At 70.8% G+C, this 24092-nt stretch carries 20 protein-coding genes; 10 read left to right on the forward strand and 10 right to left on the reverse strand.

Features of this window, described 5'->3' with window-relative positions; all coding sequences use genetic code 11:
* Positions 1–128 precede the first annotated feature (128 nt).
* Positions 129–1499: an RCC1-like domain-containing protein gene (locus ACIGXM_RS14975; RefSeq protein ID WP_396560778.1), complete on the forward strand. Its 1371-nt coding sequence runs from the start codon at positions 129–131 to the stop codon at positions 1497–1499.
* 256 nt (positions 1500–1755) lie between these two features.
* Here the strand turns inward: ACIGXM_RS14975 and ACIGXM_RS14980 are convergent, their stop codons facing one another.
* A complete protein-coding gene (locus ACIGXM_RS14980; RefSeq protein WP_396560780.1) occupies positions 1756–2379 on the reverse strand; it encodes a TetR/AcrR family transcriptional regulator in 624 nt (207 codons plus the stop codon).
* Positions 2380–2477: 98 nt separating this feature from the next.
* On the opposite strand from ACIGXM_RS14980, the gene ACIGXM_RS14985 reads away from it, so the two are divergent.
* From ACIGXM_RS14985 to ACIGXM_RS15005, 5 genes are all read left to right on the forward strand, one after another.
* Positions 2478–2984, forward strand: a complete 507-nt coding sequence (locus tag ACIGXM_RS14985; RefSeq protein ID WP_396560782.1) for a VOC family protein — start codon at positions 2478–2480, stop codon at positions 2982–2984.
* Between the two features lie 183 nt (positions 2985–3167).
* The gene (locus ACIGXM_RS14990) at positions 3168–4625 is read left to right on the forward strand and encodes a dihydrolipoyl dehydrogenase family protein (RefSeq protein ID WP_396560783.1); all 1458 of its coding nucleotides are present in this window, start codon (positions 3168–3170) and stop codon (positions 4623–4625) included.
* Positions 4626–5015: 390 nt separating this feature from the next.
* Complete coding sequence (locus ACIGXM_RS14995; protein WP_396560785.1) at positions 5016–6611, forward strand: FAD-dependent monooxygenase; 1596 nt, start codon at positions 5016–5018, stop codon at positions 6609–6611.
* Between the two features lie 523 nt (positions 6612–7134).
* Positions 7135–8775: a right-handed parallel beta-helix repeat-containing protein gene (locus ACIGXM_RS15000; protein WP_396560787.1), complete on the forward strand. Its 1641-nt coding sequence runs from the start codon at positions 7135–7137 to the stop codon at positions 8773–8775.
* A gap of 686 nt (positions 8776–9461) precedes the next feature.
* Positions 9462–9854 carry a hypothetical protein gene (locus ACIGXM_RS15005; RefSeq protein ID WP_396560789.1) on the forward strand — a complete coding sequence of 131 codons (393 nt, stop codon included), beginning with the start codon at positions 9462–9464 and terminating at the stop codon, positions 9852–9854.
* A gap of 304 nt (positions 9855–10158) precedes the next feature.
* On the opposite strand, the gene ACIGXM_RS15010 is transcribed toward ACIGXM_RS15005, so the two are convergent.
* The 4 genes from ACIGXM_RS15010 to ACIGXM_RS15025 all read right to left on the reverse strand — a co-directional run bounded on the left by ACIGXM_RS15010 (position 10159) and on the right by ACIGXM_RS15025 (position 13856).
* Complete coding sequence (locus tag ACIGXM_RS15010; RefSeq protein ID WP_396560791.1) at positions 10159–10506, reverse strand: ArsR/SmtB family transcription factor; 348 nt, start codon at positions 10504–10506, stop codon at positions 10159–10161.
* Entirely contained in the window at positions 10506–10877 is a 372-nt protein-coding gene (locus ACIGXM_RS15015) for a hypothetical protein (protein ID WP_396560793.1), read from the reverse strand. The genes ACIGXM_RS15010 and ACIGXM_RS15015 overlap by 1 nt, the downstream gene beginning before the upstream one ends.
* Positions 10878–11265: 388 nt before the next feature.
* Positions 11266–11883 carry a hypothetical protein gene (locus ACIGXM_RS15020; protein WP_396560794.1) on the reverse strand — a complete coding sequence of 206 codons (618 nt, stop codon included), beginning with the start codon at positions 11881–11883 and terminating at the stop codon, positions 11266–11268.
* Between the two features lie 461 nt (positions 11884–12344).
* Entirely contained in the window at positions 12345–13856 is a 1512-nt protein-coding gene (locus tag ACIGXM_RS15025) for an MFS transporter (RefSeq protein WP_396560796.1), read from the reverse strand.
* Positions 13857–14066: 210 nt separating this feature from the next.
* On the opposite strand from ACIGXM_RS15025, the gene ACIGXM_RS15030 reads away from it, so the two are divergent.
* Entirely contained in the window at positions 14067–14567 is a 501-nt protein-coding gene (locus ACIGXM_RS15030; RefSeq protein WP_396560798.1) for a TIGR03618 family F420-dependent PPOX class oxidoreductase, read from the forward strand.
* Between the two features lie 362 nt (positions 14568–14929).
* On the opposite strand, the gene ACIGXM_RS15035 is transcribed toward ACIGXM_RS15030, so the two are convergent.
* Positions 14930–16840, reverse strand: a complete 1911-nt coding sequence (locus ACIGXM_RS15035) for a PAS domain S-box protein (RefSeq protein ID WP_396560800.1) — start codon at positions 16838–16840, stop codon at positions 14930–14932.
* A gap of 616 nt (positions 16841–17456) precedes the next feature.
* Here ACIGXM_RS15035 and ACIGXM_RS15040 point away from each other — a divergent pair.
* Positions 17457–17855, forward strand: a complete 399-nt coding sequence (locus ACIGXM_RS15040) for a hypothetical protein (protein WP_396560802.1) — start codon at positions 17457–17459, stop codon at positions 17853–17855.
* Positions 17856–17896: 41 nt separating this feature from the next.
* On the opposite strand, the gene ACIGXM_RS15045 is transcribed toward ACIGXM_RS15040, so the two are convergent.
* Positions 17897–18214 (reverse strand): hypothetical protein, encoded by a 318-nt coding sequence (locus ACIGXM_RS15045; protein ID WP_396560803.1) that lies wholly within the window; start codon positions 18212–18214, stop codon positions 17897–17899.
* Between the two features lie 604 nt (positions 18215–18818).
* On the opposite strand from ACIGXM_RS15045, the gene ACIGXM_RS15050 reads away from it, so the two are divergent.
* On the forward strand, positions 18819–19724 hold the full coding sequence (locus ACIGXM_RS15050) for a class I SAM-dependent methyltransferase (protein WP_396561261.1): 906 nt from the start codon (positions 18819–18821) through the stop codon (positions 19722–19724).
* An 18-nt stretch (positions 19725–19742) separates the two neighbouring features.
* Here ACIGXM_RS15050 and ACIGXM_RS15055 read toward each other — a convergent pair whose 3' ends face one another.
* Genes ACIGXM_RS15055 through ACIGXM_RS15065 form a run of 3 tightly spaced genes read right to left on the reverse strand, consistent with a single transcriptional unit; the run spans position 19743 to position 23067 of the window.
* Positions 19743–20876: an NAD(P)-dependent alcohol dehydrogenase gene (locus tag ACIGXM_RS15055; protein WP_396560805.1), complete on the reverse strand. Its 1134-nt coding sequence runs from the start codon at positions 20874–20876 to the stop codon at positions 19743–19745.
* 2 nt (positions 20877–20878) lie between these two features.
* On the reverse strand, positions 20879–22282 hold the full coding sequence (locus ACIGXM_RS15060; RefSeq protein WP_396560807.1) for an aldehyde dehydrogenase family protein: 1404 nt from the start codon (positions 22280–22282) through the stop codon (positions 20879–20881).
* An 8-nt stretch (positions 22283–22290) separates the two neighbouring features.
* Positions 22291–23067: a (5-formylfuran-3-yl)methyl phosphate synthase gene (locus ACIGXM_RS15065; RefSeq protein ID WP_396560809.1), complete on the reverse strand. Its 777-nt coding sequence runs from the start codon at positions 23065–23067 to the stop codon at positions 22291–22293.
* Between the two features lie 482 nt (positions 23068–23549).
* Here ACIGXM_RS15065 and ACIGXM_RS15070 point away from each other — a divergent pair, with 482 nt between their 5' ends.
* Positions 23550–23825 (forward strand): HU family DNA-binding protein, encoded by a 276-nt coding sequence (locus ACIGXM_RS15070; RefSeq protein WP_396560811.1) that lies wholly within the window; start codon positions 23550–23552, stop codon positions 23823–23825.
* Positions 23826–24092 lie beyond the last annotated feature (267 nt).

Below are 24092 nucleotides of genomic sequence, written 5' to 3' on the forward strand. Positions count from 1 at the left end.
CGTTAGTCGGGCTGGCGTCGCCGGATGGTGCGGTCTGAGGCCCACACCCGTTCAGTTGTCAGAAAGGGCTGATCATGGCCTTTGCATGCTTTGTCAGACCGCCACGCAGACGGGTCACCGCCGTTGCCGTGGCGGCCCTGATGGCCTTCGGCTTCTCCCCCGGCGCATGGCAGACCGCCGTGGCGGACGGCGGTAGGCCGGTCAGCACCGTCCTCTCCTGGGGAGACAACGGCTTCGGTCAGCTGGGGGACGGCACCAACACCGACCGGAGCACGCCGGTGCCCGTGTGTGCGCCAGGTCAGAAAGCCCCCTGCAACCCGGACCTCCACGATGTGGTGGCCATCTCGGCAGCGACAACCGGCTCCCACAGCCTGGCGCTGCGCAAGGACGGCACCGTCCTGGCCTGGGGAAGCAACCGCTTCGGTCAGCTGGGGGACGGCACCGACACCGACCGGAGCACGCCGGTGCCCGTGTGCGCGCCCGGTCAGACGGCCCCCTGCACCCAGTTCCTCAGCGGCGTGGTGGCCATCGCGGCAGGCGGTGGCCACAGCCTGGCGCTGCGCAACGACGGCACCGTTCTGGCCTGGGGATTCAACGAATTCGGTCAGCTGGGGAACGGCGAACCCGGCACCGACCGGAACACGCCGGTGCCCGTGTGCGCGCCCGGTCAGACGGCCCCCTGCAACCAGTTCCTCAGCGGCGTGGTGGCCATCGCGGCAGGCGGTGGCCACAGCCTGGCGCTCGGCAAGGACGGCGGCGTCTTCGCCTGGGGGCTCAACAACTTCGGTCAGCTGGGTGACGGCACCAACGGCAACTTCCGGAGCAGGCCGGCGCCCGTGTGCGCGCCCGGTCAGACGGCCCCCTGCAGCCGCTTCCTCACCGGCGTGCACGCCATCTCAGCGGGCCTCGCCCACAGCCTGGCACTCGGCAGCGGCGGCGCCGTCCTGGCCTGGGGATTCAACAACTTCGGCCAGCTGGGTGACGGCAGCAACACCAACCGGGACACCCCGGTATCCGTCTGTGCGCCCGGTCGGACGGCCCCCTGCAGCCGCTTCCTCACCGGCGTGCACGCCATCTCGGCAGGCAGCAGCCACAGCCTGGCGCTCCGCAGGGGTGGCGCCGTCCTCGCCTGGGGAAACAACTTCTCCGGTCAGCTGGGGGACGGCACCACCACCAACCGGAACACCCCGGTGCCGGTGTGTGCGCCCGGTCGGACAGCCATCTGCACCCGCTTCCTCACCCACGTGGACGCGATCTCGGCCGGCGGGTCCCACAGCCTGGCGCTGCGTGCGGACGGTCGCGTCCTCGCCTGGGGGAACAACGCCAACGGTCGGCTGGGTGACGGCACCACCACCAACCGGGACACCCCGGTATCCGTCTGTGCGCCCGGTCGGACGGCCCCCTGCACCCGCTTCCTCGCCGGTGTGCGCGCCATCTCGGGAGGCGGCTCCTTCAGCCTGGCCCTGGCTCACCTTCACGAGTCCCACCACCCGCAGTGACCTCTCGTCTCGCGCGTTGACATCCATCGATGACGTCAACGACGGCGAGCTGCGACGGATCAGGGCGTACGCCGGCGGTCGATCCCTGACCGCCGGCGTACGCCCGATGTGCCCTGCGGAGCTTCGACGTGCCGCCGGGCTTCTGCTGCGCCCGTCGCTCCGACCCGGGGTCGAGGGCGTGCGTCGCAGAGGGTTGGTGACGGCTCCGGCGGGCGGCCGTCGTAGCGAACTGAAACGCGTCGCCGCTGACTGCCCGTCACTCGTCGTCGTGCGACCCGTGCGTCCGGGGTGCGGTGAACGCGCTGATTCCGTCGAGCAGTTGGGTGCCGGAGGTGCCGTCGACCAGGTGCTCGCCGACGATGATGCCCGGCATGAGTGTGGTCAGTAGGGCGGCGACGGCCTCGGGGTCCGCGTCCGGCGCGATATGGCCGGCCTGCTGCCAGTGGCGGGCGAGTTCACCGAAGTGCTCACGCGCCGTGCGGTAGTAGCGGGCCGTGCGTTCGCGCAGGTGTGGGCGGCGCAGCGCCTCCGTCCAGGCCTGCATGGCCAGCCGCGACAGGTCGTAGTCCGCGTTCTCGCCACGGCTGTGCACCGTGTCCGTGAGCAGCTCCAGGGTCCGCGCCGGGCTCGGCACGGGGTCGGCCGCCAGCAGCCGCGCGAACATCTCCTCGGTCAGCGCGAGGGCTTCGTCGACGGTGGCGTCGATGAGCTCGTCCTTGCTGCGGAAGTACCGGTAGACCGCACTCGACGACATCCCGGCGGCCTCGATGATCTTGTCCATTGAGGTGGCGTGGAAACCGTCGCGGGAGAAACAGCTCCATGCGCTGGTCAGCACGTGGCGACGGCGGCGGGTTCGGGTCTCCTCCGAGATGCGCGGCATGCGCCGAGTCTACCTCAAAAGGAAACGATCGTTTGCTCTTGGCCACGGGTCGGGCTATGCTCTAAACGAAAACGATCGGTTCTCTTTGAGAGGTCGTCATGAAGGAGTCCGCCACCACACCCCCCGCACTGACCGGCGTGCACCACCTCAAGTTCCCGGTCAGCGACCTGTCCGCGAGCCTGACCTGGTTCGAATCCGCGTTCGGCGCTCGCCGGGTGGCCGCACAGGACCACCGGGACCAGCAAGGGCGGCTCTACGCCGTGATCGTGATGCTGCCCGGGCTGACGACGCCGGTGGAACTGCGGCTGGCGCCCACCGCCGCGCGGGCCTTGGCCGGCTACGACCCGGTGACCTTCGGCGTGGCCGACCGTGCCGCGCTCGAGGCCTGGGCCGCACACCTGGACACCGTCGGCATCGCACACTCGCCGGTGATCAACGGCTACATCGGGCAGCTGCTCGAGCTGAGCACACCGGACGGCTGCGCCGTGCGCCTCTACACCGACCCGGTCGGCGGCTTCGACCGGGTCGAGATGCACCCGGACCAGGCCGACATCGACAGCGCCTGGCTCAACCCGGCTCTCATGGGCCGCCCGGAGGCGTACTGACGCCCAACGCACCCGCACCGCACGGCAGCACCCGCCCGGTCACGGCGTGGGTGCGGCCATAAGGGGCACGGATGGCGGCTGTTGGTGACTCGTACGGCCGGGGTATGGCGGCCGTACCTGCCCTGCCCGGTTACATGAGCTGGGGATGTCGCCCCGTCGGCCCCGATCAGACGCGAGGGAGCAATGAACGAAGCACGCGAGAACCAGGAGAGCAGCGCCTACGACGTGGTCGTGCTGGGCGCCGGCCCGGTCGGCCAGAACGTCGCCGACCACGCCCGCGCCGCCGGCCTCACCGTCGCCGTCGTGGAACGTGAACTGGTCGGTGGTGAGTGTTCCTACTGGGCCTGCGTCCCCAGCAAGGCCCTGCTGCGACCGGTCATCGCCCTCTCCGACGCCCGCCGGGTGGACGGTGCCCGGCAGGCCGTCACCGGCCGGCCCGACACCGACCGGGTCTTCGCCCGCCGCAACCACTACGTCACCGACTGGGACGACTCCGGGCAGGCCGAGTGGGTGAAGTCCATCGGCGCCGACCTGTTCCGTGGCCACGGCCGCATCGACGGCCCCCACCACGTCACGGTCACCAGGGACGACGGCGCACGCCTCGTCCTCACCGCCCGGCACGCGGTGGCCATCGCCACCGGCAGTCGACCGCTGCTGCCCGACATCCCCGGCATCCAGGCGGCCCGGCCCTGGACGAACCGGGACGGCACCGACTCCAGCACGGTCCCCGGCCGGCTCGCCATCGTCGGAGGCGGCGGAGTCGCCATCGAGATGGCCACCCTCTGGCAGGGCCTGGGCTCCCAGGTCACCCTGCTCGCCCGCCGCCGCCTGATTCCCCGCATGGAACCCTTCGCGGGCGAGCTCGTCGCACGCAACCTCACCGAGGCGGGCGTGGACGTGCGGATCGGCACCCAGGTCACCACCATGCGCCGCCTGGACCCCAGCGGGCCCGTCACCCTCACCCTCGACGACGGCACCGACCTGCAGGTCGACGAGATCATGTTCGCCACCGGTCGGACCCCCAGCACTGACGACATCGGCCTGGACACGGTCGGCCTCACTCCGGGCAGGTGGCTGGAGGTGGACACCACGTGCCTGGTCCAGGGGGTCGACGGCGCATGGCTGTACGCCGTCGGCGACGTCAACCACCGGGCCCTGCTCACCCACCAGGGCAAGTACCAGGCACGGACCGCCGGCGACGCCATCGGCGCCCGCGCCGCAGGCCTCCCCGTGGACGACGGCCCATGGGGGGACCATGCCACCACCGCCGACCAACACGCCGTGCCCCAGGTCTTCTTCACCGACCCCGAGGCGGCCTCCGTGGGCCTGACCGCCGAGCAGGCGGCCCAGGCCGGCCACCGCGTCAGGACCGTCGACCTCGACTTCGACGCCGTCCAGGGCGCCAACCTGTACGCCGACAACTACCGCGGCCACGCGCGGATGGTGGTCGACCTCGACCGGGAGGTTCTGCTCGGGGTGACCTTCGTCGGCCCCGGAGTCAGCGAGCTGCTGCACTCGGCGACCGTCGCGGTCGCCGGCGAGATCCCCCTCAAACGGCTCAGACACGCTATCGCCTGCTTCCCGACCGTCAGCGAGATCTGGCTCTTCCTCCTCACCGCCTACCACCGCGACCACACCTGAGACGGGCGGGAACGAGGCCCGCCTCTGCCAGGCTCGGGTGGCGAGCCCGGAGGTTCGTTCAGGGCGGCGTGAATCGACGACGCGGCGTTCCACAGGTCTTCGCCCGTGAAACGCCGCGCCTGGCGCCGGTCGTGCTGCGACCTTCCCGTTCCCCGAGTTGTCGCGAACGGCTCGGCAGTCCAAGCGCGCTCACGAAACGCTGACGGATCGAGAGCGACTTCACGGGCTGTGGTTCTGCAACACACCCACAACCAGCCGTGCTATCAACAATTCGAGTGCCGTTGCTGTTCACTGAGGGAGTGCCGGAACCAGGAGGTCACCGGTGTCTGCCAGCAGTCCGGCAAGGCCTGCCCGCAGCCCCTTCAGCAGTGGAACGAGAGGAGACGCCGCGTGGATGAGGTAGTGGTGGTGGGCGCAGGACCGACCGGACTGCTGCTGGCGGCCGAGCTGCGGCTGGCGGGGGTGCCCGTCAAGGTCCTCGAGCGAGCCGCGGAGCGCAGCCCGTATTCCAAGGCGCTCGCACTCCATGCGCGCAGCCTGGAGGTCCTCGCCATGCGGGGCATCGCGGAGCGGTTCACCCGTGAGGGCTCCCAATTGCCCGTCGCCGGGTACGGGGGAGTGCAGACCAGGCTGGACCTGTCCCTGCTCGACAGCCGATTCCCGTACGCGCTGATCATCCCTCAGCGCCGCACCGAACAGTTACTGGAGGAAAGGCTGCGGGAACTGGGAGGTGGAATCAGCTGGCAGCACGGTGTGCTCGGAGTCCGCCAGGACGCGGACGGCGCCGAGCTCGACGTGGAGGGCCCCGACGGGCCGTACACCCTGCGGACAGGCTGGGTGGTCGGTTGCGACGGTGCCGGCAGTACCGTACGGTCCTCCGCGGGTATCGACTTCCGTGGCAGCTCGACCACGGTGACGGGATTCCTCGGAGACGTGTGGCTCGATCTGCCGCAGCCCGCGGCGTCCCGGCCCTACAGCAACGAGCACGGTGGCATCAACATCTTCGCGCTCGGAGACGGCTACCACCGGATCGTGGGAACCTACCAGGATTTCGTGCACGTTCCGTCCTCCCAGCCGTTCACGTTGGAAGAGCTCCGCACGGCCGTAATGGCCGTGGCCGGCACGGACTTCGGGCTGCGCAAGCCCCGCTGGCTGTCCCGGTACGGCAATGCCGCGAGACAGGCCGCCCAGTACCGCAAGGGGCGCGTCCTCCTCGCCGGGGACGCCGCCCACATGCACATGCCCTTCGGTGGGCAAGGACTCAACGTCGGCCTGCAGGACGCCTTCAACCTCGGCTGGAAACTCGCCTCGGTCTGCCACGGCCGCGCCCCGGCCGATCTGTTGGACACCTACCACGAGGAACGACACCCCGTGGGTGCGTCCCTTTTGGAGAACACCCAGGCCCAGACGGCCCTGGGCGCCGTCCACACTCCGGATATCCGGGCATTGCGCACCGCCCTGAGCAGGATCCTCTCCAGACACCCCGAAGTCACCAGGGAATTGGCCGGCCAGGTCTCGGGCCTGGACGTCGTCTATCCAGCCGGGGACGGTGACCCTCTCGTGGGAACCCGCGTTCCCGACGTGGACCTCGACGGGGCGACCGCATCGAGCCTCTACTCGCTCATGGATGACGGCCGCTTCACTCTCCTCCACTTCGCGGATACGGCATCCGCGCATCACTTCGCCGCCGCGGTGACGTTCGCCGGAGGCGCGGACCGTCTTCACGTCGCCAGAGCACGTGCCATGGCGATGCACCACGGGTGGGACGGGGTGGACTCCGTTCTGGTGCGCCCGGACGGTCATGTCGCCTCGGCCGGCTACAACCCGGGCGGACTTTCCGCACCACGTTCGACCAGGGGGAATCAGGTGCAGGCGACCCAACGCAGCGCCGGCGCCCCCGCTGGAGCCGGACTCAGGGGGGAAGAGGTCATCCCTGCCGCGGATTCCGCGGTGTCGAAGCACGAGGTCTTCTCGGCCAGCCACTGATCGGAGGCGAGGACTGTCGCGTCCCAGGAAAGGCCCCGGAACGAGAGGGGCCCTGAAGGACGTGTCGCAGGCCTTGGCGCGCCGGGCAGGCGCGGGGCCGATCGTCATGGGCGCGCCGTGGCCCGGGCTCACCGCCGCCACGCCGGCCCGGTCCCGCCGGCGGTGACCCTGTGGGACTCCGTCACCCGGGAGGATCACCGGTCGGTGGTGGAGAGGCCGACGTCCGCCGCTTGCCGGTGCACGGACGGGACACGGACGCGTGTCGGGGGGCTGGCGTCGTTCAAGCGGGCGGCGGTCGACTTCGCCGGAATCGGGACCCCTGGGTGGTGGCCAGGTCGTCGACGGTGTTGGCCACCTGGCCGCACCGGGGGCTTGTAGCGATCGCTGGTTCCGGCACCTGGAGTCGTGGGGGTGTCTGTCAGGTCCGCCCGTCCCGGTCCGGGGTCAGGGGGATGTCTCTCTGCTCCGAAGGAGCGGATCCCGCCGGCCACGGCGTTCCGGCGGCTGACGGGGGACGAAAACCATGGTCTCATCACCCCAAAAAAGGAGAGACATGACCACGAAATCTTGCACCAGGTCGGTTCTCGGCGTCGCCGTGGCGGCTGCCTTCTCGGTGACCAGCGCCTCTGTTCCCACCCCCGCCGCGGCGCAGGCCGTCCTGGTGGTGGGAACCGCCGGCCCGACGTGCACGAACCCGCAGTATCCGACGATCCAGGCGGCCGTGGCTGCCGCCACCCCGGGCGCGACGATCAGCGTGTGCGCCGGTACGTACCCGGAGACCGTCACGGTGGACAAGCCGCTGACGTTCCTCGGAGCTCAGGCGGGCGTCGACGCCCGCACCGGCCGCACGGTGGCGAGCGAGGAGTCGATCGTCGATTCGAGCACCGGCGGTTTCCAAATCCAAGCCGGGGTCGGAAGTGTGACCATCGACGGTTTCACGGTCCGCGACGCCGGTACGCCCGTGCAGAACGCCGACGGCATCGATGCCTTCCTGGGCGGCGGCAGCGGCTTCTCCTTCCTCGACAACATCATCACCAACAACACGTACGGCATCAACTTCCAGTCCAACGGGACGATCCCGACGCTGGTGAAGCACAACCGCTTCGTGAGCAACAACCAGACGGGAGCCGCCGGGGGCGCAGGAGTCTTCGTCTCGAACGGCCCCGCCAACGAAACCACCATCACCGAGAACAGCTTCTCCGGTCACAGCTCCGCCGCGGTCAACACCACCGGAAGTTCGGCGAACTTCTCCAGTGACCTGCTCATCACCGACAACACGAGCACCGATGACGCCTCGTTCGCCGTGGTGGTCAACGCAACCGCCTCCCAGGTCGAGGGCAACGTGGCGACGCACACGAACCCGAACGATCCGACCGCTGGCAGCGCCGTCTTCGTCGGTGGTAACACCAGCGGGTTGCAAATCGACGGGAACACCATCTCCGGCGGTGCCGCGACCGGCGTCAGGGTGACCAACGACTTCGGCGCGCCGAGCACGGATCTGAGCATCACCCGAAACACCATCACGTCACGCCTCAACGGCGTACGGATCAGCGGCGGTGAGACCTCCGGGACGATCGACACGAACTCCGTCACCGGCAGCAGCAACGACGGAATCCTGATCGACGCCGGGAACAGCGGACTCCAGATCACCCACAACACGGCCCGCGACAGTGCCGTCTTCGACTGCCAGGATGAGACCACCGGGTCCGGCACGGCGGGCACGGCGAACAACTGGGTGGGCAACATCGGAGCCAAGAGCCAGCCGACGGGTGTCTGCTTCGGGTCGCCCGCCCTGACGATCACCAAGACCCATCACGGAGAGTTCCGCCAGGGAGAACGAGGAGCCAGATACACCCTCACCGTGGCGAACACCACCGGCGCGGGTCCCACCAACGGCACGGCCGTCACCGTCTCGGACACCTTGCCCCGCGGGCTGACCGCCACTGGCATCTCCGGGGCCGGCTGGACCTGCACGGTGTCCACACTGACCTGCACCCGCAGCGACGCCCTGGCCGCCGGAGCCGCCTATCCGCCCATCGACCTCACCGTCGACGTCGCTCCGGACGCACCCCGGTGCGTCACCAACTCCGCCGGCGTCACCGGTGGCGGCGACGTCACCATCCACACCGCGGTGGATCCCACCACCATCAACAAGAAGTGGTAGCCCGATCCTGTCGGTCGCCGCTGGTGGAGGTGCGACCGATGTGACGACTCGTCCGTGCGGATTGACGTGAGCGGCAGGCCGTGGATCGTGGACGACGCGGCCGGGCGCGAGGCCGTTACTGACTTCGGCTCGTCAGGCTGATCGCCATGCGGCCCGGCTCGCGTACCCGGTTGTGCCTTGCCTGCGCACCCATGCCGCAGGCAAGGCAAACCCTGCTGCCCGCGAACTCGCCGGACCTGACTCCTCGGCCGGCTTCTTGAGCGCGGGGTCCTTGCCCAGCTTGCGGCTGACCAGATCGTGGAGCCGGTCCATCCCGGCGTCCAGGATGTGGTCGACCTCCGCGTCCGCCGGGCCGGCCACCCGCTTCGCTCTGCGGACCGCCCACGCGAACACGTACCCGACCGCGATCTCTCTGCCCGTCGCCGACCCCCCCAGCCGATCTCCGGCCTTGCATCAGACCGTAGCTGCTACCCGTCCGGAGAAGAAGAAGCCGATCACGAGCAAGTCGGTGGCCCGGGCGGCAGCACGTTCTGCACGGTGACCGCTCTGCCCCGGTAATCCGGGTCAGATCTGCCGGGTGCGCCGGACCCGAGGGCCGGTGGCAAGCCGCACCACCAGATCGATGGATTGCAGAACTCCGAAAGTCACCGACTCCAGGGGTGGTCCATCGCCTAGCGTCCATGGTCATGGCACACACAGACGTTGCACTCAGGAAGGCCATGCTGCTGTTCGAGGGGGCGATCGGCATGGCTCTCGTGGACGCCGGCAATGGCACCACTCTGGGCACCCTGGGCGGCAGCGAGGAGTTCGACCTCACCATCGCCGCGGCCGGGAACTCCGAGCTGCTCCGCGCCAAGATGCGCACCATGCGGATGCTGGGCCTGGCCGGCACGATCGAAGACATCCTGATCACCACCACCAGTTACTACCAACTCATATGCCCCTTGAAATCCTCCAGCAGCAACGACCTCTTCCTCTACCTCGCGCTGGATCGCAAGAGCGCCAACCTTGCCCTGGCCCGACACCAACTCCACCTGATCGAGGGCCAACTGAACTCCGGATGGGGAATTCGTCCATGAGGGCCCGGGCGCCCTGGACCGGTCAGGCCGCAGGTGCGAGAGGCGTGGCGTCCCGCCATGGGTGAGTCCCTTCGTGGACGGTGACGGGACTGCCTCGTCCACCCCGGTCCGCCGGCGATCACCCGGTGGATCCGGGCCGACTCCGGGCGCTACCGCCTGACCGGTAGCGCGTGCGGGGTGACGGCGCGTGCCAACTGGCGAACGGCGTCGGAGACCCGTGTGTGGAGAGTGCCGTGCACAGCTTGGACCGGTGGGGACTGGAAACGCGGCACCAGCCACGGTGCCGGTCCCCGGCCCTCAGCTCTCAGCCGGGGACCGACGTGGTGTCCGTCTGGCGCAGTTGCTCCAGGATTCCCTCGCGGTCGGCGAGGAGGACGGTGAGGATGCGTCGAGCCGAGCGCAGGAGGTCGGCGACGTCCCCGCCGGCCAGCGCGTAGAGGACGGTTGAGCCTTCCCGGGTGGAGGTGACGAGGCCGGAGCGCTTCAGGACGGTGAGCTGTTGGGAGAGGCTGGAGGGCTCGATGCCGATGTCGGCCAGCAGGTGGCGCACCGGCAGTGGGCCGCCCTGGAGGAGTTCCAGGACCCGGATGCGGACCGGGTGCCCCAGCATTCGGAAGAACTCGGCCTTGACCTGGTACAGCGGGGGGTGCATCAGACCTCCAACGCCGACTCGACCTTGTTCAGCTGGTGCCTTGCCATGGCGAGGTTGGCACGCTTCCGGTCCAGCGCCAGGTAGAGGAACAGGCCACCACCGCTGCGGGAGGTCAGCGGACGGATCAGGTGGTACTGGCCGGTGAGGGTGATCAGGATGTCCTCGATCTTCTCGGACAGGCCCAACATCTCCATGGTGCGGGTTTTCGCCCGGACCACGTCCGTGTTCCCCGCGGCGGCCACCGTGAGGTCCAGGTCCCTGCCGCCGCCCTCGCTGCCCAGCATCATGCCGCTGCCCGTGTCCACGAGGGCCACGCCGAGCGCGCCGTCGATCGCCATTGCCTGTTTGAGTGCTATGTCCGTGGTTGCCATGACGGGGACCTTAGGGAATCGGCGAACCATGGCACCGACGAATTGCAGAACTCCGCTATTACGCACACTCGATGGTGTAGGTTGCCCCGCCTCCAGGGCATCGGCGCAGTCGCGCGACATCCGGTCCGTGACGACCCGTCGGACGGGTGGACGGGGAGCGTGGCAGACACGCGGTATGTTGTTCCGCGGCTGTCACGATCTCTGGGACCGCCGGTGGCTGGTGAAGGCGTGGACGGCCGTCACTGGCGGCAGCGAGTTCCCGAAGAGCCCGCAGGGAGCCAGGGAGAAGCGGCTCCGTGGTAGCCGGGAGCCGGCGGAGTTCAACACGGGTGTGCGACGCCGGAAGGCACCACGTGGTGCGCGGTGCCTTCCGGCGGATCCGATCGGATCAGGCGCGGACCAGGAGCCAGCCACCGAGGCCGCTGCACATGCTCGCGTTGGCGGCACCGGCGCGGAAGCCGGCCGGCACTGGCTGGTAGGGGCACATGTACTCACCGGCGCGGGCCAGTTGCATGAACCACGAGCCGATGTTGCCGCAACCGGCGTTGTTGTGGCCGGTGAGCACGTAACCCGCGGGGATCGGCGAGGTGGCGCAGGTCCACTGGCCGTCGCGGGCCAGCTGCAGGAACCAGGCGTCGATGCCGCTGCAGCCGACGGCATTGTGGAGGGTGATCACGTAGCCCGGGGGGATCGGCGAGGTGGCGCAGGTCCAGATCCCGTCCTTCACGGGCTGCATGAACCAGGAACCGGCACCGTTGCACCCGTTCGGCGCGCGGAGGGTGATCACGTAACCCGGCGGTATGGGCGTGCCGGGACAGACCCACCCGGCGGACGCGTGGGAGACGGCGGTGACCGGCGCCGCCAGGGGCGCCGCACTGGCCGCGCCGGCGGCCGTGCCGATGAGGGCGGCCGCCAGCAACGCGACCACCCCCACCGCGGCGGCGAGCCGGCTCCGGACCGCGGCCACCAATGAACGACCCAGCAGATGACGGTACTTGATGTTCACTTCACACCGGTCCAATCGACGATTCCACGAAGCGCCGCACGATGGCCGTGCGGCGCCGGTCTGTGGAGCTGGAATGACCCTAGTGGGAGCGGATGCGTCTGGTCATCACCAAAGGGACACATCATCAACCTGGCCGGAAACCATATGAGGAACCGTCATCCACCGGTTCCCGCATCGGCGCTGGCACTGGTACGGTCCGGCTCCGGCGCCCGTTCCGCCCGCCGGCGGCCCGTCAAGTACCTTGGCAGCGGGCGTGATTCCCCGCCTGTTCCCCGGTCGGTGACCTCGTGCCTGTTCCGCACGTTTCCGCGGGTCGGGGGCGGAGATCCGACGTTCCGGCCATCGCGGCGATGGGCTCCCGGGTCGGCGACGCGCACTCCGTCGGCACATCGCCACCAACGGCGTCCCCGCCGACACCGACACCGCGCGCGCCGCCCTCGTCGGCCGGCCGCGCCGGGCCATCAGGGTGCGGGTGCAGGCTGGTTGACGTCGCTGTCGGCGGTACCGGGCCCACTGCCCTGTCCTGTGCCGGTCCGGGGCGATTCCGCGCCGCGGTCGCTCCGGTCGTGCCGGATCGCCGGGACGGCGAGGGCCGCGGCGGCGGCGACCACGGCGCTGCTGGCCAGGAACCAGAAGGTCCCGGTGTAACCGGAGTCGCGGGGGAACGGGTGGAGGGCCGTGACCCCGGGGGACAGGATACTGGCCGTCACCGCGCTGCCGATCGCGCCGCCGATGGTGCGGATGTTGGCGTTCATGCCGCTGGCCGCTCCGGTCTGGGCCGGTGGGACGGCCTCGACGACGATGGCGGACATGGCGGAGAAGGCGAGACCGAGGCCGACGCCGACCAGGGCCGAGGCGGTGTAGATCTCCCAGCCGCGGTCGCGGGCCGCGGCCAGGATCGCGAAGGGGACGATGGTGACCAGGCTGCCCGCGACCAGCACGCGCCTGGAGCCGAAGCGGGCGGCCAGTGGCCCGGCCAGCACGCCGAGGACGAACATGCCGGCGGTCATCGGCAGCATGTAGATCCCGGACTGGGTCACGCCCGCGCTGAAGCCGTAGCCGGCAAGCCGCTCCGGGGTCTGTACGAGCTGCGGCAGGAAGGTCATCGTGGTGTACATCCCGATGCCGAAGAGCAGGGCGACCAGGTTGGCGGTCCACACCGCCGGGATGCGCATCATCCGCATGTCGATCAGCGGGGCGTCCGAGCGCAGCTCGACCACGATCCAGTAGGCGGCGAAGACCACGGCTGCCGCGAACAGGCCCGTGATCCGCAGCGAGCCCCAGCCCCAGCTGGGCCCCTCGCTGGCGGCCAACAGCAGGGCCACCAGCCAGACGGAGAGCAGCAGTGCGGCACCCCAGCTGATCCGGCCCGGGGTGCGCACCGGCGACTCGGGGACGAACCGGTAGGTCGCGACGGCGGCGGCGGTGACGAGGATCGTCGGCACCCAGAACAGCCAGTGGTAGTCCAGGTGGTCGACGATCGGTCCGGCCAGGATCAGCCCCAGCCCGACGCCGACGGCGGACAGTGCCGCCGTGACGCCGACGGCGCCGCGGACCTTCGTGGCGGGGAACTCGTCACGGATGATGCCGAACGCCAGCGGCACCACGGCGCCGCCCGCGCCCTGGACGACCCGTGCGACGATCATCGGACCGATGGAGTGGGAGACGCCGGCCATCGCGGATCCGGCGGCCAGTGCCACGAGGGTGGCGACCAGCATCCGTTCCTTGCCGACCTTGTCGCCGATCCGGCCCAGGATCGGGGTGGCCACGGAGGCGGACAGCAGGTAGCCGGTCATCAGCCAGGTCGCGGTGGACTGGGTGGTGTGCAGGTGCTCCGTCAGGGTCGGTAGGACCGGGACCACCAGCGACTGCAGCAGCGAGTACGCGCCGACGCCGAGCAGCAGGACGGCGAACGTCAGGTTGTGGTGCGGGCGGGTTCTGGTGGTGTCGGTGTGGAAGGTGGGGGTGGTCATGGCGGTCCTCACAGGGGCCGGGAACACGGGTTCCCGGATCGGAGATTGCGCGATTTGCGTGCGCCGAGCACGCATCTGCAGAGTACCCCAAACTGCGTGCGCCGTGCACGTAGATTGGAGTCGTGCCGAGCGGCGTGGGCGCGAGACCGTTCGTCGGAGGTCCACGGCTCCTCCGGGCCGTCCCGTCGATCCGGTTGCTAGCCTTCCGGGATGACCGCGACCTTCGACGAAGTCGTCCGCGCCCGGCTGCAAGCCCCCAACATCTGGTACGTCGGTACCGTGTTCGCCGACGGGGCCCCGCAGGTCAGCCCGATGTGGGTGGATCTGGAGGGGGAGGGGGAGCTGACGTTCAACACCTCGGTGGGTCGGGTGAAGGAGGAGAACCTGCGTCGCGACCCGCGCGTCTACCTCTCGCACGCGGACGCCGCCGATCCCTTCGACCGAGTGCAGATCAGCGGTGTGGTGGCCCGCTTCATCGAGGGCGAGGAGGCGCGCGACCGGATGGACCGGCTGGCCCGCAAGTACCTGGGCGGCGAGCGCTTCGAGTGGATCATGCCGGGGGAGCAGCGGGTCGCGGTGATCGTGCGCCCGGTCAAGGTGCGGCACATCGTCGGGGTGGAGCGGTTCCGGCCCGGCGGCCCCGTCCCGGTACGACACAACACCCCCGACAACTGCGCCCCGCCCGGCAGCGCCCCCGGCTGCCCCGTTTGACCGGGCCAGAGTCGAGGGCCTGCACCCGAGTGGCGTGGGCGGCTGCCGCCGCTGGGAGTCGCCGTCTTCCCTTGCCGGCAAGCCTGGTGCTCGGCGCGGACGAAGCTCACACGGCGATCACCATCTCCCGCGGCTGTCCAGGAAGCCATCCCCTCCGGCGCAGCCCGGAGGCTCGCTGGCCGCACCGCTGCGTGCGGTAGCGGCGCAGGCGGCCGGTGGCTTCCGGTGGCATCGCCCGGGCACGGACCCGGGTGCTGACCGTCGCCTCGGCGAGGTCCTGGGCGGACAGGTCTGGCGCGAGGCCGGCATCGGCGGTTGCGACGACACCGGGCAGTTCGGGGCCCGGGTCACCGCCCCCGAGGTCATCTGGTGTCGGGCCGCGGGGCCTTGTCCAGCGGCAGGGTGAACCAGGTGGTCTTGCCCGTGTCGGTGGGGCGGGCGCCCCAGCGGTGGGCGAGGGCCTCGACCAGGGTGAGCCCCCGTCCGGACTCCTCGTCCGCTTCGGCGAGCCGGGGGTGCGGCAGGTGAGGGCTCTGATCGGTGACCTCGACGGCCAGTTCGGTGGGATGGCAGCGCAGACGCAGGCGCACGGGGCCCTTGCCGTGCTGGACGGCGTTGGTGAGCACCTCGGATGCCAGCAGCCGGGCGTCGTCGACCAGGTGGGTGTGGCCCCAGGCGGTGAGGACCTTCTCGACGAAGGCGCGTGCCTCCGAGGCGGAGGTGGGAACCGCGGGCAGTTCGAGCGCGGCCGTGGCATACGGGGCCGCCGGGACCTGGGCCAACAGGAGCGTGACGTCGTCGTCGTAGCCGGGGCCGGGCGGGAGCAGCGTGGTCAGGATGTGGTCGGCCACGGCTTCCAGGTCGCCACCGTCGGGGGCGCTGTCGATGGTGTCGATGAGCGCTTTCAGGCGGTGCTCGATGTCGCAGCCGGGGGACTCGATCAGGCCGTCGGTGAACAGGGCGAGCAGGGCGTGGGGTGCGAGGACGACGGAGGTCTGCTGGTGGGGGATGCCGCCCACACCCAGCGGCGCGCTCACGGGCACGGGCAGGACGTGCGCCCCGTGGCCAGGGGCGGCGACCAGGATCGGGAGATGCCCGGCCGAGCAGACGGACACCTCCCTGGTCTCGGGGGCGATGACCAGGTAGCAACAGGTGACCAGCTGATCGGGGACTCCCAGGTCGCCGACGACCGTTTCCAGCGACTGCATCAGCGCTCGCGGCTCCATGCCGGTGGTGGCCAGGGCGTGGGCGGCTGAGCGCAGTTGCCCCATGACGGCGGCGGCTTCCAGGCCGCGGCCCATGACGTCGCCGATGAGGATTCCGACCCTGCCCGCGCCCAGGGGGATGAGATCGAACCAGTCGCCGCCGACACCGGCTCCCTGGGTCGCGGGCTGGTAACGGTGGGCGGCCGCGAGCCCCGGAATGGCCGGCGGGGTCCCCATCAGGCTGCGCTGGAGGGTGAGGGCGATGTGCCGTTGCTGCTCGTACAGCGCGGTCAACTCCGCCTCGGCTGCCTTGCGGTCGCTGACGTCGCGGACGGCGGCGGAGAAGAGCAGGCCGTCGCTGGTTTCGAGGGGGCTGAGGCTGATCTCGACGGGGAACTCGGTGCCGTCCTTGCGCAGTCCGTGCAGGTCCAGTCCCGCTCCCATGGGTCGTACCTGTCGGTTGGCGGCGTAGTCGTTGCGGTGGCGGGCGTGGTGTGCGCGGAACCGGCTCGGGATCAGCAGTTCCACCGGCCGGCCCAGCAGTTCCTCGCGCCGGTAGCCGAACAGCGCCTCGGTCTGGGCGTTCACCAGCGTCATCGTTCCGGTGTCGTCCACGATGACCATCGCGTCCGGGGCCGCTTCCAGCAACCCCCGGAACCGCTCCTCGGCTGCTCTGCGGTCGCTGACGTCGCGGACGGCGGCGGAGAAGAGCAGGCCGTCGCTGGTTTCGAGGGGGCTGAGGCTGATCTCGACGGGGAACTCGGTGCCGTCCTTGCGCAGTCCGTGCAGGTCCAGCCCTGCTCCCATGGGTCGTACCTGTCGGTTGGCGGCGTAGTCGTTGCGGTGGCGGGCGTGGTGTGCGCGGAACCGGCTCGGGATCAGCAGTTCCACCGGCCGGCCCAGCAGTTCCTCGCGCCGGTAGCCGAACAGCGCCTCGGTCTGGGCGTTCACCAGCGTCATCGTTCCGGTGTCGTCCACGATGACCATCGCGTCCGGGGCCGCTTCCAGCAACCCCCGGAACCGCTCCTCGGCGGCCGGCGAGGCGTCCCCGCCGCTGCCCCGGGCCATCGTCGCTCTGTGCCCCTTGCCCATGCCGACCCCAAGTGCGTTGTGCGGTGCTGGTTGCCAGAGGCCATCCCACCTCAACCGGACTATGCCGCATGGCAGTTGACGCCTACTGACGCATCACGCTCGAACCGGGGCCCGCCGTGCACGGAAACGACCGTCCGTGCGACGCCAAGGCCCACGGGCGGAACCCGCAGGTCGCGGCGGTCAAGGTTCCCGTGTCCGCGCCAACGTCGCGCGCTCCGCGATTCGCGTGACACCCGGGCACGCCGGATACCTCGGAGCGACTACGCCGTTGACCGATGAGCGTCACACCGCTGAACGCCCGCCCGGAAGAGTCATGAAGGCCACGGGACCCGCACCCGCCCACCTCGCTGGGCACCACGCGCTGTGGCGCGCGGTCACCGGCACCCGGCCATGCGGCAAACGGTCGAGGTCGACTGCCGGAGAACACTCATCGTCCGGACGGCGCGTCGCACGGGGTCAGCGGTGCCTGACGCGGCACTGGTGGCTACCTTGTGGCCGTGGATGCCAACTGGTGGTCCGATTCGCTGTTCCGGTTGGGCGGGGTGCCGCCCGCAGCGGCACGGCCCCAGTCCACCGACCCCGAAGGAGACCGGTGAACCGCCTGCTGCTACGCGCGACCGGAGCCGCCACCGCCCTCTACGGCATCGCCGTCACCGTGCGCCCGGACCTGCTCGCTCGGCCGTCCGGCCTGCTCGGCCCCGACGGTGGCGCACCGGAGGTCGCGACCGCGCTGCGGCCGCTCGGCCTGCGGGATGCCGCTTGCGGTGCGGCCATGGCCCTGGCTCCCGACGACCGGAGCCTGCGCACCGCCGCCCTGCTGCGGATCGCCGCGGACTTCGGCGACGCCGCGTTGCTGTCCCGTACCCTGCCCACGGCCCGCCACCGCCGGGCGGCACTGGCGGTCTCGATCGGCTGGGGAGCCCTGTCGGTGGCGGGGCTGCTCGGCCGGAGCCGCACGGCGGCGCAGGGGACGGCCCGAGACGGGACATGACGGCCGGCGAGCAGATCGCGCCCGGCTGCTGGCGCTCGCCGTTACGAGTAGGTGTACCAGCCGTTGGTGACCGTGGTGCCGGCCGGGCAGTACACCGAGACGTCCTCGAAGGTGGTGTAGGGGCCGGCGCTGTAGGTCAGGTTGTTCGAGCACTGCACGACCAGGGACCAGCTGTGTGCGGTGACGGGAGAACAGGCCGCGTGCAGGAACTGCTGGTTCCCGGCTGTGCCGATGTAGACGTTGCCGCAGTTCACCGGGGGTGTGGCGGCAGGAGCCGCCTGTGCGGCCGGAGCTGCCAGCAGGACGGTCGCGGTGAGGGCGGCTCCCGCCACCGCGCCGGCCAGGAGACGGTACGTCATGGAGTTCTTCCTCCGATACGGGTGGGAAGCACGAAGCGGTCCACCGGGTAGGCCACTTGGCGCTGCTTCGAGCCGGCGCCGGGCCGACCATCCCACCGATCCCCTTGTCATGTCCACGGGTCATCGCCGTCGCGGCGCTCTTTCGGCCATCGGACCCCGTAGCGGTCCACAGCAGCGTTGCCGCCGCCGGCCTGGGGCGGTGCACTTGGGTGGCGGGACATCGAGTGCGCCACCCCCGGGCCGCCGCCTGGAGGAGGCACGCTGATCCACCGCACGCCGAGCGCGAGGCCGGATGCGGCACACTTCGTGGCTTTGGGCGGGGCATATCGGCGAGATTCACCTGTTCGGGGGAACCGAGTTGGTTTTTCGCGCGGGTGGCGACCGTCGGCTGGATAGTGAGGAGGCTGCGGGACGTCCGGCAGGCATTCCGGGTGACCACCTCGGTGGGAGCACGGCAGCCTGGACACGGGCCCCGCCGCTCAAAAGGGTCTCGGGCCGGATCACCGAACCGCACTTCGCCGGAATCGGCGTCGTGCGTTCACCGCGGATCCACCACTCGCACTCCTCGCTGTTCGTGGTCCCCACTCGCTCCAAGGGAGGACACATGGTCGGCACGGCGCATCGGAACACCGGTGTGGACGGTGTGGAAGGGGGCGTCGGTCTGACCGCCCTCCTGGTCGCCGCGGCACGGGCGATCGAGACCCACCGCCACGACAGCCTGGCGCGGGACGTCTACGCCGAGCACTTCGTGCGCGCCGCACCGGCGTCCGCGGGCTGGCCGGTCCGCATGCAACAGGTTCCGGACGGGGACGCGAACCCGCTGTGGGGGCGATTCGCGCGGTACTTCGGTCTGCGGACGAGGGTCCTCGACGACTTCCTCCTCCGGTCGGTGCACGAGGGTGCCCGCCAAGTGGTCCTGCTCGGGGCGGGGTTGGACACGCGGGCGTTCCGACTCGACTGGCCTCCCGGCTGCGTGATCTTCGAGATCGACAGGGAAGGCGTGCTGGCGTTCAAGCACGAGGTGCTCGGTGGGCTGTCGGCCACTCCGAAGGCGGCGCGCGTGCCGATCCCGGTCGATCTGCGCGCCGACTGGGTCGGAGCGCTGACCGACGCCGGCTTCGACAAGGCCGCACCGAGCGTCTGGCTGGCCGAGGGGTTGCTGTTCTACCTGCCCAACGCCGCCGAGACGCAACTCATCGACACGGTGGACCGGTTGAGCACGGCGGGAAGCGCTCTGGCGTTCGAGGTCAAGCTCGACAGGGACTTGCTGGAGCACCGCGACAGCCCGCTCTACACCTCGACGAAACACCAGATCGGCATCGACCTGCTCGACCTCTTCGTCCGCGAGCCGCGGCCCGACTCCGCAGGTGGTCTGGCGAGCAAGGGCTGGTCCACGTCGGTCCACACCCCCTTCGACTTCACCCGTCGGCACGGACGCGGCCCGCTGCCCGAACAGAACGACGCGCTGGCGGGCAACCGGTGGGTGTTCGCGAACAAGCCCCGGCCGTAACACCCGGACCGGGGTCGATCAGAGGGGCGGCGGCGTTGGGAGCTCCGCTCGACGGCTCCACTCCTCCGGAACCAGGACGGGTTTGACCACGCGGCCCGCCTCGCAGTCACGCTCGGCCTCGTTGATGTCGGCGAGCGGGTACGTACGGATCAGCTGGTCGAAGGGGAACCGCCCGGCCTGCCAGAGCCCGGTCAGCCGCGGAATCAGCAGTCCTGGCACCGCGTCCCCCTCACAGATGTGGGAGATCCTCCGGCCCCGGTCCAGTGACCCCGGTTCGATCGGCAGCGTGGTGTGGAGCCGTGCCACCAGGCCGAGGTGGCCGGTCGGGCGCAGGGCCCGGAGTGCGTCGTTGATCAGTGGTGCGGAGCCCGTGGTGTCCAGCGTGTACTGCGCGCCGCCGTCGGTCAGTCGCCGGATGCGGTCGGGCAGGCCGGCCGACCCGGCGTGCAGCGGGATCGCGCGGAACCGCTCGGCGAGGTCCAGTCGTTCGGGGTGCCGGTCGACGGCCACGGTCACCGCCCCGGCGGCGGTGGCCGCCATCACCGCGGCCAGACCCACGGCTCCCGCGCCGAAGACCGCGATGGTGTCACCGGGGCCGGCGCCGAAGGCGTTCAAGACCGCCCCGGCGCCGGTGAGGAAGCCGCAGCCGAGCGGTCCGAGCAGGTCGATGGGCAGTGCGGGATCGACCCGGACGGCATTGCGGGCCGGGACCAGCGCGTACTCGGCGAACGAGGACTGGCCGAACCACCGGGGGGCCAGTTCGCCCCCGGCCGCGTCGGTGAACCGTGCCGCGTTCTCCTCGCGCCCTCCGAACAGGTTGAGCGAGGCGAAGGAGTCACAGTAGGCGGGAGCCGCGCCCATGCAGTTCCGGCAGTGTCCGCAGGAGTCGAAGCTCAGTACGACGTGGTCACCGACGCACAGGCCGGTGTCCGGACCGCCCGTCCCCACTACGACCCCGGCCCCCTCGTGGCCGAGCACCGCCGGCAGTGGGGAGCGGCCTGCCGAACGCCGGACCGCCAGGTCAGTCCGGCACATCCCGCAGCCCGCGATCCTGACCAGGATCTCGCCGTCGGCCGGCCCCGCGTGCAGGAGCACCTCCTCGACGGCGAACCGGCCCTCGGGGGAGCGCAGTACCGCCGCGCCGAACCTCATGGTCACGCTTCCTCCGGACGGTGCACGACGAACGGCCTGAGGTTCCCGTAGAAGCCCCACGGCCCGCCCGCGACGCCGACACCGCTCTCCTTGGTGCCGGCGAAGGGCTGGGCGAGGGAGAGTTCGGCGTGGTGGTTGATCCACACCGTCCCGCACTCCAGCCGGTCGGCCGCCGCCTCGGCCCGGTCGAGGTCGGTCCCCCACACCGAGCCGCCCAGCCCGAAGCCGGTGTCGTTGGCCGCCGCGACGGCCTCGTCGAGGCTCCCGTACGGCACCACCGGCAGGACCGGACCGAACTGCTCCTCCGTCACCACCGGGCTGTCGGGAGGGACATCGGCCAGGATCGTCGGGGCGAAGAAGTAGCCCGGTCGGTCCAGCCGGTGGCCGCCGGCCACGGCTCGGGCGCCGTCTGCCAGGGCCTGGGCCGTGTAGCGCTCGACCCGGGCCAGCTGGGGGGCGTTGTTGACCGGCCCCAGCTGCGAGCCCGGGTCGAGCCCGGCTCCGACGACGGTGGTCTTCGCACGCTGCGCGAGGGCCTCGACCACCTGGGAGTAGAGCCGGGCCGGGGCGTAGACGCGCTTGACCGCCATGCAGACCTGTCCGCAGTTACGGAACGCCGCCCAGAACAGCCGGTCCGCGATCCGCTCCACGTCCACGTCCTCCAGCAGGATGGCGGCGTCATTACCACCCAGCTCCAGGGTGACCCGGGCGAGCGAGGCCGCCGCGCCCCGCGCGACGGCCCGCCCGGTGGGAACCGAACCGGTGAAGGTGACGTGGCGGATCCCCGGATGGGACGCGAGACGGGCACCGAGGGGTTCGTGACCGGTGACGATCGTCAGTACGTGCTCGGGGAGCGCGGTGGAGATGACGGACCCCAGCAGCCGTGTGGCGAGGGGGGTGAACGGCGAGGGCTTGAGCACCATCGTGTTGCCCGCGGCGAGCGCGGGCGCGAACTTCGCCGACGCGAGTTGGAGGGGAAAGTTCCACGGGACGATCGCGGCGACGGGCCCGAGCGGCCGCCAGCGGACCTCGCCGCGCACCGGCCGGCCGTCGCTGATCGGCTGGGGGCAGGGGTCCAGCCGAGCGAAGTAGCGCAGGCGGGCCGCTGTGCGGGCGATCTCCGCGTACGACTCGGCCAGGGGTTTGCCCTGTTCACGGGTGAGCAGCGGAGCGAGCTCGGACCCGGCCGCCTCCACGGCGTCGGCTGCCGCGAGCAGCGCGGTGGTGCGGGCGGCGGGGTTGGCCCGCCAGCCGTGCCAGGCCTCCTGGGCCCGGCCGACGGTGGCGTCCAACTCCTCCGGTTGCTGGTCGGGAGCCTCGCCGAAGGCTTCGCCCGTGGCCGGATCGAGGACGGCGAAGTGCTCGCCGCGGTTCCCGGGCACGCGACGGGGCTGAGGTGTCGCCATGCCGGCGGTCAGCTCGCGGCGGCGACGGCAGCCGCGTACTCGCGGGCGTGCCGGTCCATGTCAGCCCGGAAGGCGGCCACCAGCTGTGGCTGAATCCGCCCGGTGGTGCGGTCGCCGCCCTCACAGACCGCGCCGCGCACCCCCACGATGTCCGTGCCGATGCGGGTCAGCGCGCCGAGGTCTCCCACCTTGACACTGCCCGCGAGGGCGGCGAGCAGACCGGCCTCGTGGGCCAGCCGGACGAACTCCGCGCAGACGTCCGGCGGAACGTGGTCGAACAGCCGTGTCCCGTCCTTGACCGCGGTGTCGAGCATGGCCGCGTCGGACCCCGAGCGGAGGGCGATGTCGGGCAGTGCGAGTGGGTTGACGCAGCCGATCCGGTGGGCGTCCGCGTAGCCCGAGGCGACGACCAACGCGTCCGGCCGGTAGTCCTTCACCGCCCGGACGACCCCTCGCATGACCTCGATGGCCTGGTCGGGCGTGGTGCATCCGTAGAGGCCGACCTTGATGTACGTGGCTCCGGAGACGGCGGCACCGAGCGCCGCCTGGGCCACCGTGCCGGGCTTGTACGGCACGTCTCCCACGGTGGCGGACACCGGCTTGTCCGCCGGGACCGCGTTGCGGATCTCCTTGATGACCCACGGGAAGTTCGCGCCGAGCGAGCCCTCGTCGGGCTTCTTGACATCGACGATGTCGAGGTACTCCGCCGCCTTCGCGCAGTCGAGGGCCTCCTCGACGCTGTCCGGGGAGATGAGAAGCAACACCGTGGACTCCTTCCACCGCATGTCCAGCTGCCAGGGGGCAGGTGCGCGCAGTCGCCTGGATCACCTGCGGTCAGCTCATCATTGCTGCGGCCAGTGGCCATCGGTAGAGCGCGCGGAGTCCGAAGGGGTCACTGCCACGGCGTGTCCACCCCCCAGTGCGCCGTCCGCGCCGGTTCGAACCCGCCGCGCGCAGGGACGTCCCGACACCGGCCGGCGCCGACGATGGCGAACGCGCCGCCCGGCACCGGCCAGAGCTGACGGTGCGTCAGTTCGCGGTGCGCGCCTGAACACCGTCCCGGCGGGCGCACCCCGGGAAGGCTGACCGGTTGCCGGCCGCGGTCGGCGGGCGCCCCCGCGGCTGTCCTGCTTCGCGGCTGTGGTACCCCGACCACCGACGACCGGGGAGAGATAGCCACGGCGCGTCGTCCGCGTCTGATGGAACCGATGGCGGACTCGTCTGGCAGCATGCGGAGCATCATGTCCCTTGACCGAAAGCGCGCGAAATGAACCGCAGTGAACTTCTGGTTGCTCTGGCCGACCGTGCCCAGGTGGCGAGGAAGGACGCCGACGCCGTCCTGACGGCGTTCGCCGAGATCGCCGGCGAGATCGTCTTCAAGGGCGACGAGAAGCTGACGATCCCCGGCTTCCTGACGATCGAGCGCACCCACCGGGCGGCCCGCACCGCGCGCAACCCGCAGACCGGTGAGCCGATCCAGATCGAGGCCGGCTACAGCGCGAAGGTCAGCGCCGGGTCGAAGCTCAAGGAAGCCGCGAAGTGAACGGATGCGGGCTGCCGCACGCCGGCAGCCCGCACCTGGGACCGACCTCGCAGCCCACGGATGCTGCGCCCTGGTCGGACAGCCGCCCCTCCTCGCGCACCGCGGCTTCCTGCTCGGCCTACGCGTCACGCCGGCGGGAAGCAGGCCGACGGGGCCGACCGCGCCGGGGGCTCGGGATGCGTCAACTGTCCTGTGAAGCCATGGACTTCCGGGCTACTGTGCACTCCGGGCTTGTGTCGCGAGAGCCACGGCCGGCTCCCGGTCGGG

The sequence above is a fragment of the Kitasatospora sp. NPDC052896 genome (assembly GCF_044547075.1).
In the GTDB taxonomy this organism is placed as follows: Bacteria; Actinomycetota; Actinomycetes; order Streptomycetales; family Streptomycetaceae; genus Kitasatospora.